The following is a 13,470-nucleotide window of genomic DNA, read 5'->3' as shown; positions in this document are numbered from 1 at the left end:
GGGCGGCTAAGATGCAGCCATGCATTCTGAGCAGATCCGCGGCATTCTCGACTGGCTGAGCGACGGCGCACGGTCCGAGCCGGACCCGGCCATGAAGATGAAGCTGACCTGCGAGCAGCTCGTCGCGGCCGGCATCCCGCTGCACCGGGTCGGCGTCTTCGTCGAAACCCTGCACCCCGACATCTACGGCCATCGCTTCATCTGGCGCGCCGACGGCGAGGTTGAGGTCGGCTCGACCACCCAGGACGTCGAGCGGTCGGAGGAGTATCAGCGCAGCCCGCTGAAGATCCTGTACGATTACGGCGTCGAGGTCCGCTTCCGGCTCGACGACCCGGAGAGCAAGAACTTCCCTTTTCTGGAAGATCTGCGCGCCGAAGCCGTTACCGATTACACCGCGCTGCCGCTGCGGTTTCTCGACGGCACCTATCACGCGGCGAGCTTTGCCACCAAGCAGCCGGGCGGCTTCACCGACTCCCAGCTCAGCGCGTTGCGAGCGATGATGCCGCCGTTGTCGCGGCTGGTCGAGGTGATCAGCCTGCGCGATATCGCCACCAATCTGCTCGACACTTACGTGGGCAATCGCGCCGGCGCCCGCATTCTGGCCGGGCAGATCCGCCGCGGCCACGCCGATCATCTGCGCGCCGCGATCTGGCTGTCCGACCTGCGCGGCTTCTCGGCGCTGTCCGACGGCCTGCCGCCGGAGATCATGGTCAAGGTGCTGAATGCATATTTCGACTGCCAGGTCGCGGCGATCGCGGGCCACGGCGGCGAGGTGCTGAAGTTCATGGGCGACGGCCTGCTCGCGGTGTTTCCGATCGCCGATGACGGCAGCGACGCCGCGGAGGTCTGCGGCCGGATGCTGGCCGCGGCCAATGAATGCCGTGCCAGCATCGCGGATCTGAATTTCGTCGAGGGCGCCCACGTCATCGAGAGCTTCCGCTTCGGCGTCGCGCTGCATGTGGGGCAGGTGCTGTACGGCAATATCGGTGGCGGCAACCGGCTCGACTTCACCTGCATCGGCCCGGCGGTGAATCTCGCCGCAAGGCTGGAGCGGCTCGCAGCCCGGCTCGGCCGCACCGTGGTCGCCTCCAGCGATTTCGTCGGGCTGTGCTCGGAAGGCTGGAGCGACCTCGGCGAATTCCCGATGGCCGGCTTCTCCCACGCCGAGCGCGTCCACGGCCTGACCGACGAGACGCCGCTCGCAGCGGAAGGGCTGTGAGACACTGAACCATCAAGTTGCCGAGCGTCATCCGCGGGCTTGACCCGCGGATCCATCGCGCGCGCCAGCGCGCGTCTAGAGCATCTCTGCTTTTGACAGAATCAGGACCGAACTTCCTAGCGGTCGCAGCTTTTAGAGCCTCATGGTGAGGAGGCGCGAAGCGCCGTCTCGAACCATGCGCCGCAGGCGATGTGGCTCCTCATCCTTCGAGACGCCCGGCTTTGCCGGGCTCCTCAGGATGAGGACTTCGGACGCTTGGCAAAGGCCAAATCCGCTTCAATCAATCGATGAAGCGCGCTCTAGAACGGCCTCTTGCGAGAGATGGATCGCCGGGTCGAGCCCGGCGATGACGCTCTTTTCCGGTAACAGGCGCGCCGATTTTGGTACTACGCCGCCGGAACTACTCCTCCGGCTCTGTCGTAAACAGCAGCGGATAGCCCTTGGCGCGGCCGGCGTCGGTGGCGCGGGTGGCTTTGGTTTCGGCGACGTCCTTGGTGAACACGCCGACGACGCAGACGCCGCGCTGATGCGCGGTGAGCATCACCTTATAGGCCTGGTCCTCGGTCATCCGGAATTCGGCCTTCAGCACCGACACCACGAATTCGCGCGGCGTGTAGTCGTCGTTGACCAGGATCACCTTGTGCAGCTTCGGCCGCTCGACCTTGATTTTGGCCTTGGTCTTCGGCTTCAGGTCGATGTTGCTCATCAGTGCCGACCCGCGTGAAATGCTGAAATGCCTGCAATGCGGGTCCCATCCTACAGCGTCGCCCGCCCGACGAAAACCAGCCTGCCGTTGAGCCGCGTAGCGCCGTCCTTCGCATCGCACGCTCACCATCGATCATCATCAGTGACTGGAAAGTGATCGGAATGGAACCGGCTGGGCCGCTTTCCGTCATCTGTTTTGCATGTCACCATCGCGGTTGGTCGACCGGAGGGCTGCAATGCGCTGGTGGGTCTCGATCGGAATGCTCGTCGCTGCGATGGCGGCCGGTGTCGCCGCGGTTGCCGCGCCCAACCAAGCGCCGCAATCAGCAGCGGGTGACGACGCCAAACAGGTCGACGTCGAACTGGTGCTGGCCGTCGATGTCTCCTACTCGATGGACGTCGACGAACTCGCGGTGCAGCGCGAAGGCTACGCGCAGGCGCTGATCTCCGGCGAATTCCTCAAGACCCTGAAGAGCGGTCCGACCGGGCGCATCGCGGTGACGTATTTCGAGTGGGCCGCGTCCTCAGATCAGAAAATCATTCTGCCCTGGCACATTATCGACGGGCCGGAATCGGCCGATGCGGTCGCGGCCGAGATCCTGAAAGCGCCGCTGCGCCGTGCCTCGCGAACCTCGATCTCCGGCGCGATCAACTTCGCGCTGCCGCTGTTCGAACAGAACCCGTATCACGGGCTGCGCCGGGTGATCGATATTTCCGGCGATGGCCCGAACAATAACGGCGAGCCGGTGACGATCGCGCGCGATGCCGCGGTCGCCAAGGGCGTCGTCATCAACGGCCTCCCGATCATGGTGAAAGAGCCGTCCTATTCGATGATGGATATCGAAAATCTGGATTACTACTACGAGGATTGCGTGATCGGCGGTCCCGGCGCCTTCGTGGTCGGCATCAAGGATCGCGCCAAGTTCAAAGAGGCGATCCATACCAAGCTGGTGATGGAGGTCGCCGGTCACACGCCGCCGGCCCGCATCGTTCCGATCGCCGATGAACACCGGCCGGCGCGGGTGTCGTGCCTGATCGGCGAGAAGGTCTGGCAGGACCGGTGGGGGCGGTGAGGGCGTGGACGCATGTTGTGCGTCCACGCGATTTGGATGAGGCTGGATGACTTGCGATTAGGTGAGAAGCCATCCCGCTCCGATGTCTGGTCGGACACGATTGTGTCCGACCGCGGCGCAAAGGCGGTCAGGCCGCCGCGCGGAAGATGGTTTCGATCTCGGTCTGCGTCGCCTGCTTCGGATTGGTGAAGCCGCACGCATCCTTCAGCGCGTTGGCGGCGAGCACCGGCACGTCCGCCTCCTTCATGCCGAGCCCGCCGAGGCCGGACGGGATCCCGACGTCGGCCGACAACCGTTGGATGGCGTGAATGGCAGCATCGGCGCCCTGGGCGTCGGTCATGCCGGTGGTGTCGACGCCGAGCGCATGCGCCACGTCCTTCAGGCGGCCCGCCGCGACCTGCGCGTTATAGGCTTGCACGTGCGGCAGCAGCACCGCGTTGCAGACGCCGTGCGGCAGGTCGTAGAAGCCGCCGAGCTGGTGCGCCATCGCGTGCACATAGCCGAGCGAGGCGTTGTTGAACGCCATCCCGGCGAGGAAGCCCGCATACGACATCGCCTCGCGGGCGGCGAGGTTTTGGCCCTCGGCGACGACGGTGCGCAGGCTGTTGGAGATGATCGACACCGCCTTCAGAGCGCAGGAGTCGGTGATCGGCGTCGCGGCGATCGACACATAGGCTTCGATCGCGTGCGTCAGCGCGTCCATGCCGGTCGCAGCGGTCAGGGCCGGCGGCTTGCCGAGCATCAGCACCGGATCGTTGACCGACAGCAGCGGCGTGGTGTGGCGGTCGACGATCGCCATCTTCACCTGCCGCTCCTCGTCGGTGATGATGCAGAACCGCGTCATCTCGCTCGCCGTGCCGGCCGTGGTATTGACGGCAATCAGCGGAAGCTGGGCGTGTGCCGACCGGTCGACGCCTTCATAGTCCTTGATACTGCCGCCATTGGTGGCGGTGAGCGCGATGCCCTTCGCGCAGTCGTGCGCCGAACCGCCGCCGAGCGAGATCACGCAGTCGCAGTTCTCCTGCTTCAGCAGCGCCAGCCCGTCCTCGACGTTCCTGATCGTCGGGTTCGGCTTGGCGCCGGGGAACACGACGCTGGTGACGTTGCGCTCGATCAGCATCGAGGCGATCTGATCGGCCACGCCGAGCTTGTGCAGCCCGCTGTCGGTGACGATCAGCGCCCGCTTGAAGCCGCGGGCCTTGGCCTGGTCGGCCGCGCTCGACACGCAGCCGGCGCCGAACAGGTTGAGGGAGGGGATGAAGAATGTAGTCGCCGTCATTGGTGCTTCCTTCCATTGAGTTTGTTGTTGATCGGTGGTCGATGAGCTGTCCGGCCGGCTGTTGCCTTGGGGCCGGGCGCGCTCCTTTCGCAGGGCAAAACCCCGCTACGCGGGCGGCGCGATACGCCGCCCGGCATTGCTGCGGCCGGGTGCTGAGCACCCGCCGATGAAATGAGTTGTCGTCTTAGAAAAAGCCGAGCGGCCCGGTGCCGTAGCTCACCAGCAAGTTCTTGGTGTGCTGATAGTGATCAAGCATCATCTTGTGGGTCTCGCGCCCGATGCCGGATTGCTTGTAGCCGCCGAACGCCGCGTGCGCCGGATAGGCGTGGTAGCAGTTGGTCCACACCCGGCCTGCAGCGATGGCGCGTCCGAACCGATAGGCACGGGTGCCATCCCGCGTCCAGACGCCGGCGCCGAGGCCATACTGGGTATCGTTGGCGATCGCGACTGCTTCGGCCTCGTCCTTGAAGGTGGTGACCGACACCACCGGACCGAAGATTTCCTCCTGGAAGATCCGCATTTGGTTGTGACCGCGGAACACGGTCGGATGCACGTAGTAGCCGCCGGCGAGATCGCCGGGGAGCTGTGCGCGTGCGCCGCCGGCCAGGAGTTCGGCGCCTTCGTGCCGGCCGATCTCGATGTAGGACAGGATCTTGTCGAGCTGTTCCTGCGAGGCCTGCGCGCCGATCATCGTCGCCGGATCGCGCGGGTCGCCTTGCCGGATCGCGGCGACGCGGGCGAGTGCGCGCTCCATGAAGCGCTCGTAGATCGATTCCTGCACCAGCGCGCGGCTCGGGCAGGTGCACACCTCGCCCTGGTTGAGCGCGAACATCACGAAGCCTTCGATCGCCTTGTCGAAGAACGGATCGTCTTCGGCCGCAACGTCGCCGAAGAAGATGTTGGGCGATTTGCCGCCGAGTTCGAGCGACACCGGCACCAGATTTTCGCTGGCGTATTGCATGATCAGCCGGCCGGTGGAGGTCTCGCCGGTGAAGGCGATCTTGGCGATGCGCGGGCTGGAAGCCAGCGGCTTGCCGGCTTCGACGCCGAAGCCGTTGACGATGTTGACGACGCCGGGCGGTAGCAGATCGCCGACCAGTTCGGCCCACACCAGGATCGAGGCCGGTGTCTGTTCGGCCGGCTTCAGCACCACGCAGTTGCCGGCGGCGAGCGCGGGCGCCAGCTTCCACGCCGCCATCAGTAGCGGGAAGTTCCACGGAATGATCTGGCCGACGACGCCGAGCGGTTCGTGGAAGTGATACGCGATGGTGTCGTGATCGATCTCCGAGATCGAGCCTTCCTGTGCGCGGAGTGCACCTGCGAAATAGCGGAAGTGATCAATCGCCAGCGGCAGGTCGGCGGCGCGCGTCTCGCGGATCGGCTTGCCGTTGTCGAGCGTTTCGGCGATCGCGAGCAGATCGAGATTGGCCTCCATCCGATCGGCGATGCGATTGAGAATGAGTGACCGCTCTGTGGTCGTGGTCTTGGCCCAGCCGATGCTGGCCGTGTGCGCTGCATCAAGCGCGAGTTCGACATCTTCCTTTTGTGAACGCGGGATTTCGGTGAGTTTTGCGCCGGTGATCGGGGTGGTGTTGTCGAAGTATCTGCCGTCGACCGGCTCCACCCAGCGGCCGCCGATGAAGTTGCCGTAGCGGGTCTTGAACACCGTGCTGGCGTCCGGATGCATCGTTGTGATGAGGTTCATGGCTTCCTCCCGTTTGTTTTGAAGCGGATGGAACTACGCACGACGCATGCCAGATGCGCGGGACACCTGCGGCCATTGGCCTCCGAACTGATCAGTTCGTTGAAAAGACTGGGAGGATTCTAGATCGGAGCGCGCTCGCTCCGGGTGGTGATGTCTGGACAGCACCTCCGGCTGCGTGTGATACTTGCAGCAGTTGGACGCCACACCTGTTGCAGAATCCAACACTCCGAGGATCCGCTCATGTCAATCGCATCAAGCCGTAATGCCGTCGTCACTGCGCGACGCCGCTTCTTCGGGGAGGGGCGTCCCGTCGACGGAATGCTCGCCGCACCGATCCTGCGCTCGTGGCAGCGCTGCGCCGGCCAGGGGCTGGACGCCAGCCGCTCGCCGCTGGTCGAACCGCCCACCGCCCGCGAACTGCGCGAATTGCAGGAACGCCATGACAGGCTCGGCCGCCTCGCACGGCCGGAGCTGAACGCACTGCAAGGCGACGCGCGCCTCACCGACAGCGTCGTCATTCTCACCGACGCGGTCGGCGTCGTCCTCGACATGATCGGCTCCGGCGAGTTTGCGGGCCGAGCCGCGCAGGTGGCGCTGCGGCCCGGCGTGTCGTGGAGCGAGGCCGACACCGGCACCAATGCGATCGGCACCGCGCTGGTCGAGCGCCAGCCGATCGCGGTGCACGGCGCCGAGCACTTCTTCGAACGTCATCGCATTCTGGCTTGCGCGGCTGCGCCGCTGATCGATCCGCGCGGCGTGGTGGCCGGTGCGCTCGATATGACCGGGCCGGCGGCGATCCGCCATGTCCACGCGCTCGGGCTGATGCGGCTCGCCGCCGAGCAGATCGAGCACCGGTTCTTCACCGAAGGATTCGAGCACTGCACCATGCTGCGGCTGCACACCGACCGCGCGCTGCTCGGCACGCCGCGCGAGGGCGTGCTGGCGTTTGCCGATGGCGTGCTGATCGGTGCCAATCGGCACGGCCTCGAGCTGATGAACCTGGATTGGCCGGCGCTCGACCTCGCACGGCTGGAAACGCTGCTGCCGGGTGTCCGCCCCTCCGAGCAGATTCAAATGCTGCGCGGACCTCGCGGCACCCGGCTGTGGGGCCGGCTGGTCGAACCGCCGCGCCGCAGCCCGCGCGCGTTTGCTGCGCCCGCGGTTGCTCCAGTGCCTGCTGCTCCGGCGGGCGAGGTCGAGCCGATCCTCGATGCCGAAATGATGGCGCAGCTGTCGCGCACCGTGCGGCTGGTCGAGGCCGGAATCCCGGTGTTGCTGCTCGGCGAGACTGGATCGGGCAAGGACGTCTTCGCGCGCCGCGTTCACGCCGAGAGTGCGCGGCGCAACAAGCCGTTCGTTCCGGTGAATTGCGCGGCGCTGCCGGAAGGGCTGATCGAGTCGGAGCTGTTCGGCTATGAGGCCGGCGCCTTCACCGGCGCGCGGCGGCAGGGCGCGCCCGGGCTGCTGCGCCAGGCGGACGGCGGCGTGCTGTTTCTCGATGAGATCGGCGACATGCCGCTGTCGCTGCAGAGCCGGCTGCTGCGCGTGCTGCAGGACAAGCAGATCTCGCCGCTCGGCGGCGGCCGGCCGGTGCCGGTCGATTTCGCGCTGATTTGCGCCACGCATCAGCCGCTCGGCTCATTGCTGGCCGCCGGCGCGTTCCGCCAGGATTTGTACTTCCGGATCGCCCAATACGTCGTCGAGCGGCCGCCGGTGCGCCATCACCCGTATCGTCTCGCGCTGGTCCGAAAACTCTGGCGCCAGCTCGGCGGCGAACAGGCCGGCGTTCAGCTCTCCACTGATGTCGAGCGCGTGCTCGCGGCTTACAATTGGCCGGGCAATTATCGGCAACTGGTCGGAACGCTGCGCGCGCTGTTAGTGCTCGGCGAGCCGGGGCATCCGGTGGAGGTCTCCGCGCTCCCCGCCGAAATCAGTGCTGCGGTTGGTGCGGCTGAGAGCCAAGCGCCCGTTGCGCCGCCGCCGCCGACCTCGCTCGCCGAACACACTCGCTCGGCGTTGCAGGCTGCGCTCGATGCCAGCGGCGGCAACGTCTCGCGCGCCGCGCGCCGGCTCGGCATCGACCGAAGCACGTACTATCGACGCCTGCTGAAGGACAAGGATCGCGGCCGATGAGCGGTGGGGCTTGCAGGTTAGCTCCTGCGTTCCCTGGATCAGTTCTGTTTATGATAGAACTGGAATCGCGCTTCGGAGCGCTCACAACAGGCACAACCTCATGGTGAGGAGGCGCGGAGCGCCGTCTCGAACCATGTGCCGCAAGTCATACGGCTCCTCATCCTTCGAGACGCCCGGCTTTGCCGGGCTCCTCAGGATGAGGACTTTAGGACCCTTGGCAAGCGCCCAGTCCGCTTCAATCAATCGATTGAGCGCGCTGACGAGAGCTCAGTCCGCCGCCACCCAGTTGCCGTGGAAGCCGTCCGGAATGCGGTGGCCGAGCTGGACCAGGGCGATCGGACCGGCGGCGATGTCGGAGGCGTTGAAGACGGCGAGGTCGCTGCGGTTCTCGCAGCCGCGCCACACCACCGCGAGCAGCCAGCCGTCGGCTTCGCCTGAGTCCTTGCTGCGCGGCACGAACACCGGCTCGCCGATGGTGTCGCCGATCGGCAGGAAGTAGCGCGCGCGGCGTTCGCCGTCGCCGCCGACATGCACCAGGCCGGACAGCACGTCGGGCGCTTCCGGATTCATGCAGGCGTACCAGCCATGGCGACTGCGCAGGCCGGCGCGGCGCTCGTCGATCCGCGGAAATTCTCCGTTGATGTCGTCGAGGTAGCTGCGTTGGAAGCTGTCGCTGCGGCCGGCGAGGTCGAACGTCCAGCGGCACAGCCGCGCGCGGGATTTATCCGGATCGAGCGACCTGCCGTCGGTGTCGGTGAAGAACGGCGGTGCTTCCGACTGCATCACGTCGGCGATGATCGTGTTGCCCTCGTCCCAGGCGTTCATGACGTGGAACACGAAGCACGGCTCGCTGCGGAACCAGCGGATGTCGCGGACGCTGCCGCTGCGCGGCATCACGCCGACATATGAGCCTTTGCGCGGCTCCCAGGCATAAGGCGGCTTGCCGCGCACCGCGCGCCAGATGCTGCCGGTGAGCGGCAGGATCGGAAACAGCACGTGCTTTGCGGTGACGATGAAGTCGTGCACCATCGCCGAATACGGTGCCTTGAAGCGCTCCAGCCGCGTCAACCGGCCGGAGGCATCGATCGCGCCGTGCATCATGCCGCGGCCGAGCGGCCGGCCGACATTGTAGCCGAAGAACAGCATCTCGCCGGTCACCGGATCGATCTTCGGATGCGCCGTGAACGGCCCCTGCAGCGCGCCGCCATAATCGCAATAGCCGCGGGTCTCCAGCGTCTCGCGTTCGATCTGCATCGGCAGATGCGCTTCCTCCAGCGCCAGCAGCCGACCGGCGTGATACACCACGTTGGTGTTGGCGACGTTGCCGTCGCGCGGCGTCGAGGCCGGCGCATCCTTCAGCCGCATGTTGAATTCGCCGTACAGCGGCCGTCCGGCGGCATGCTCGGCCAGCCATTTCGGCGTCCGCACCCAGCGATTGCGATACGACGCGCGGCCGTTTTCGAGATGAAATGCGTGCAGCATGCCGTCGCCGAAGAACCAGTGCGCGTTCGGTGAGACGAATTGCGGGTTGGCGCCGTTGCGATACAGCGTGCCGTTCAGCTCGCGCGGCAGTTCGCCCTTGATGGTGAGGAACGGCGCGTCGCACTCCATCGGAATCGGCGCGATATTGTCCCAGGTCTGGGGTACGCCTCTCACCTGCAGCATGTCGTCGGCCTCCTCGTCGTCGCCGCAAGTTATTAGTCGAGTGCAAGCAGCCGTCCAAACGGCTGCACCGCATGGGCATGCTCCTGCGGCACCGCCCAGATCACCGGCCAGCGCGGCTTGAACTCCGCCGGGCCTTCGAGATCGGTCAGCACCACGGTGATATCGGGCTTGTGCCGGTCGGCCTCGACGAGCAGCGGCGTGAAGTTGGTGCCGCCGCCGCCGGCAAATTCGATCTCGCTGAGCACGAAGCGGCGTCCGGGCTCGAAGAACTCGACCTGCCGCACCCGTTCGTCGCCGATGATCAGCACCAGGCCCGCCTCCTGGCGCCGGGTGATGGTTTCGATCTCGGTGGCGAAGCGCTGCATCAGCTGATCGTCGATCGAGCCGGAGACGTCGATGATCAGCGCCAGCCGGGGCTCGTTCTTGGTCGGGCTGAAGCCCGGTTCGAACGGCATCCGGTGATTGCCGGCGCGGCCCTGGTTGGCGATGTAGGAGCGCGTCGGGCGCGACCAGGTCAGCGCCGGCTTGCGGGCCAGGCCGCGCGCGAGCTGCACCCGCAACACCTGGGCCCACGGCGTGCGGCTGTGCGGCAGATCGGCGATCAGCGCGCGCAGCATCGAGAAAGCGCCATCGCCGGCATGGCCGCGCAGGATGCGCTCGCTCCATTCGCGCGCCAGCTCGGCCTCGTGTTCGGGAGCCGATTGCGCCTCCGGGTTCGGCACCAGGTCGCGCGCGCCGCCGGCGCCGAGCGCCCGCACCTTGGCGGAACGGGCGCCGTCGCTACGCTGGGCGGTCTCGCTCTCCGACGTGCCGGATTGGGATTGGGCCTGATCCTTGCCGCCGGAGCCCGACGAGTCCGCCTTCGAGCCTTGCTGCGATTGCCGGCCGGATTGCTGCTTGCCGCTGGTGCCGTCGTCGCGGTCATCGATGGCGCGGTACAGCTTCTCGACGTCCCATTCGAGCAGCGCCGATTCCGGCTGCTGTTCGCGGCCGAGCGCCTTGAACACGATCTGCTCCAGCATCACCGCGTCGTCCGGCAGATGCAGCCAGCTCAGATGCGCCAGCGTGGTATTGACGATGGCGTCGGCGCAGATGTTGAACAGTTCGAGGTCGACGTCGCCTTGGGTGCGTTGCAGCTCGACGAAACGCTGCGAGTGGCGCAGGGCGATGTGCAATACCTCGTGCGCAACCAGTCCGACCTGGTCGGGCAGGGGCAACCGATCGAACGCCGCGCTGTAGTACACGGTTGTGCCGTCGGTCACCGCGGCTGGCGTCTCAGCCGGTGTATCGTCCGGCAGATCGCGATGTTGCACCCACAGCGCCAGTCCGCCGGTCGACGGCGCGAACTCCACCATGCGCTGGATCGCGCGCGTGCCGCGGTGGCAGTAGAGCGCACCCGGCTCAGGCATCGGCGGCTTCCAATTGCCGGCGGTCGGCGTAGCTGGCATAGGCCGGGCTGTCGAGAATCGCGGCCTCGAGGCCGTTCTCCAGCCCGCGCTGCATCAATAGCTCCATCGCCAGCGTCTGCGCCTCGCGGATCGGCAGCGGCACGGTGCTGCGGATGTCCGGCAGTTGCTCGATGATCTCCAGCGCCCGCGCCAGGGTGTCCTTGTCGGCGCTGGCGGCGAGCAGCCCGTACAGCATGCCGTACAGCGCATCGAGCGACTTCGGCAGCAGCGCCGCGGTCTCGGGGCCTGGGCGCGCCGCGAGCAACTTGAGCACGTCGGTGCCGGCCTGGATTTCGCGCAGCACGCCGAAGAACTCCGCGGCGTTTGCGGCGCCGATCCGGCCCTGCACGAACAGCCGCTTGGCGTGATCGGACAAGCCGGATTTGAGGACGTTAGAGATGTCCTCCCAGCCGCGCGGGCTGGCGCCGATCAGGTGGTCGCCGGCGAGCTGCGCCTGGGTATCGTCGAGCTTGTCGGGACGGATCTTCAGATACGCCATTACTTCGGGCGCGAAGTCGTGGGTGATGGCGTGGCTGAGGAAGGCGTCGATCGCAGTCTGGACGTTGAAGTGGAACATGCGGTCGGCGAGCGCGGTGCCCATGTCGTGGCTGATCGCGCCGTGGAAGCTGGCGTTGCCGGCGGCCACCACCTGCCAGCCGTCGGGCAGGTGATAATTGCCGACGCGGCGATCGAGGATCAGCGAATAGGCCGAAATCTGCAGCCGCTGATCGGCGGCGGTGAGTTCGTCGAGAAACAGCACGCCTTCGGGCTGGTCGCGCGACGGCAGGAACTCGGGCGGAAACCACACCGTCTTGGCCAGGTTCTCATCCGCATAGATCGCGCCGCGAATGTCGACCGGCTCGATCGTGGTGAGCCGGAGATCGATCAGCGGCACCCGATAATGCGCAGCGACCTGGCGGACGATCGACGACTTGCCGACGCCGCGCGTGCCCCACAGCATCGACGCCCGCCGCCGCAGCGTCGGGTCGGCGTATTGCTCGATCAGCGCGGCCTTGGCGGCGGCGATCGAGACCGGGGGGATGTTCATCGGGTTGCCGTGCATCGATCGTGTCCTCGCTCGTCAGGTCGTCTGTGCATCCATCTGTGACGGGGCCGCCTCGGCTTCCGGCAGCCACGTCGCCTTCCAGCGCCGCGGCAGCGGCGGAATTTCCAGCGATGGTGTCTCGCGCATTCCGAAGGCGCCGAACATCAACAGCGGCGGCGCGCCCATCAGCAGCAGGTTGAAGATCGAATCCTGCGGCACGTCGATCAGTGTCAGGCTGGCGGCGCCGGCGATCAGGCCGCCGAAAAACAGCGCCGGGATCGCGCGTCGGAAGGTCACCGTCCAGCGCGCGCCGCGCAGCTTCTCGTAGTAAGCCGCCGGCGGCCGCGTCAGGGTGCGGGCGAGATGCGCCACCGTCTTTTCCAGCGCGGCTTCGACTCGCCGGCTGAGCTCAGGCTCCTGGCCGCGCACCTTGATCTTGCCGGTGAACCCGGCCTTGCTTTTGCGCAGCGGCGACCACGCCCAGCCGATCACGGCGAGCAGATCCTCAGGCAGTGCCACACCTGGTGTGCTTGGGGTGACGTCGATCTCGGCCGGATAGCCGCGCACCAGCGCCCCGCGCAACAATACCCGGAACCCCGCAATCACGGCCTCACCACGCAGCAGCACGCGCTGCACGGCATCGCCTGCTGCGTGCCGCGTGCCCAACGGGGTGAGGCGATAGCTCAGCGCGACCACGGCGCCTTCGACGCTGCGGAACTGCTGCTGGGGCAGCACCTGCTCGATCCGCCGCAGCAGGATGTCGAGATCGTCGCCTTGAGTTTCGAGCGTCGCGGTCAGGCCGTCTTCCAGCGTGAGCGTGCGGGTGACCTGATGCAGGCCGGGGCGGGGATTGTCGAGTTGCAGCAGCTCGGTCGCGTTGACGCCGCCGCGGCCGGCTTCCTCGTGAATGACAGGCTTGAACAGCAACCGCCGCGCGAGGCGATCGCTGGCGGCGAGGTCGACCTGATAGCCGCGGCGGGTGAACGGCTGCACAAGCCCGAGGATCTCGTGATGGGTGAACGGCGGGACCGGCGTGGTCTCGATGCTGCCTGCCGATCCGGTCAGAAGCTGTGCGTAGTTCATTACCGTCAGCAACCTCCGCAAGTGAAGCCTAGGCGGCGCAGCCTTGAGGTCGGCTGCGCCGCGATTCACGCGTCCAAATCGATCGCGTCATGTCTAGTTTCTTCAACTGCGAAGC

General features: G+C 66.5%; 10 protein-coding genes. 3 read left to right on the top strand and 7 right to left on the bottom strand.

Annotated features, from left to right (window positions below; all coding sequences use genetic code 11):
- Positions 1–19 precede the first annotated feature (19 nt).
- A complete protein-coding gene (locus DY467_RS05240; protein WP_164634404.1) occupies positions 20–1,219 on the top strand; it encodes an adenylate/guanylate cyclase domain-containing protein in 1,200 nt (399 codons plus the stop codon).
- A gap of 400 nt (positions 1,220–1,619) precedes the next feature.
- Here the strand turns inward: DY467_RS05240 and clpS are convergent, their stop codons facing one another.
- Entirely contained in the window at positions 1,620–1,925 is a 306-nt protein-coding gene (gene clpS, locus DY467_RS05235; RefSeq protein WP_047309913.1) for an ATP-dependent Clp protease adapter ClpS, read from the bottom strand.
- Positions 1,926–2,160: 235 nt separating this feature from the next.
- Here clpS and DY467_RS05230 point away from each other — a divergent pair, with 235 nt between their 5' ends.
- A complete protein-coding gene (locus DY467_RS05230; protein ID WP_164634403.1) occupies positions 2,161–2,997 on the top strand; it encodes a DUF1194 domain-containing protein in 837 nt (278 codons plus the stop codon).
- 127 nt (positions 2,998–3,124) lie between these two features.
- Here the strand turns inward: DY467_RS05230 and yiaY are convergent, their stop codons facing one another.
- Complete coding sequence (gene yiaY, locus DY467_RS05225) at positions 3,125–4,276, bottom strand: L-threonine dehydrogenase (protein WP_164634402.1); 1,152 nt, start codon at positions 4,274–4,276, stop codon at positions 3,125–3,127.
- 184 nt (positions 4,277–4,460) lie between these two features.
- Positions 4,461–5,963 (bottom strand): aldehyde dehydrogenase, encoded by a 1,503-nt coding sequence (gene adh / locus DY467_RS05220; protein ID WP_205502068.1) that lies wholly within the window; start codon positions 5,961–5,963, stop codon positions 4,461–4,463.
- A 258-nt stretch (positions 5,964–6,221) separates the two neighbouring features.
- Here adh and DY467_RS05215 point away from each other — a divergent pair, with 258 nt between their 5' ends.
- Positions 6,222–8,114, top strand: coding sequence for a sigma-54-dependent Fis family transcriptional regulator (locus DY467_RS05215; protein WP_164634400.1), 1,893 nt, complete (start codon positions 6,222–6,224; stop codon positions 8,112–8,114).
- Positions 8,115–8,381: 267 nt separating this feature from the next.
- On the opposite strand, the gene DY467_RS05210 is transcribed toward DY467_RS05215, so the two are convergent.
- Genes DY467_RS05210 through DY467_RS05195 form a run of 4 tightly spaced genes read right to left on the bottom strand, consistent with a single transcriptional unit; the run spans position 8,382 to position 13,355 of the window.
- Entirely contained in the window at positions 8,382–9,779 is a 1,398-nt protein-coding gene (locus DY467_RS05210; protein ID WP_107343357.1) for a carotenoid oxygenase family protein, read from the bottom strand.
- Between the two features lie 32 nt (positions 9,780–9,811).
- Positions 9,812–11,188, bottom strand: coding sequence for a vWA domain-containing protein (locus DY467_RS05205; RefSeq protein ID WP_164634399.1), 1,377 nt, complete (start codon positions 11,186–11,188; stop codon positions 9,812–9,814).
- Positions 11,181–12,290: an AAA family ATPase gene (locus tag DY467_RS05200; RefSeq protein ID WP_164634398.1), complete on the bottom strand. Its 1,110-nt coding sequence runs from the start codon at positions 12,288–12,290 to the stop codon at positions 11,181–11,183. Before DY467_RS05200 ends, DY467_RS05205 begins: the two co-directional genes overlap by 8 nt.
- An 18-nt stretch (positions 12,291–12,308) precedes the next feature.
- A complete protein-coding gene (locus tag DY467_RS05195) occupies positions 12,309–13,355 on the bottom strand; it encodes a hypothetical protein (RefSeq protein ID WP_164634397.1) in 1,047 nt (348 codons plus the stop codon).
- Positions 13,356–13,470: the final 115 nt, after the last annotated feature.

Source organism: Rhodopseudomonas sp. BR0G17 (assembly GCF_010907025.1).
In the GTDB taxonomy this organism is placed as follows: Bacteria; Pseudomonadota; Alphaproteobacteria; order Rhizobiales; family Xanthobacteraceae; genus Rhodopseudomonas; species Rhodopseudomonas palustris_H.
The sequence above is the reverse complement of the archived record's forward strand: the minus strand, read 5'-3'. Positions and strand labels throughout refer to the sequence as shown.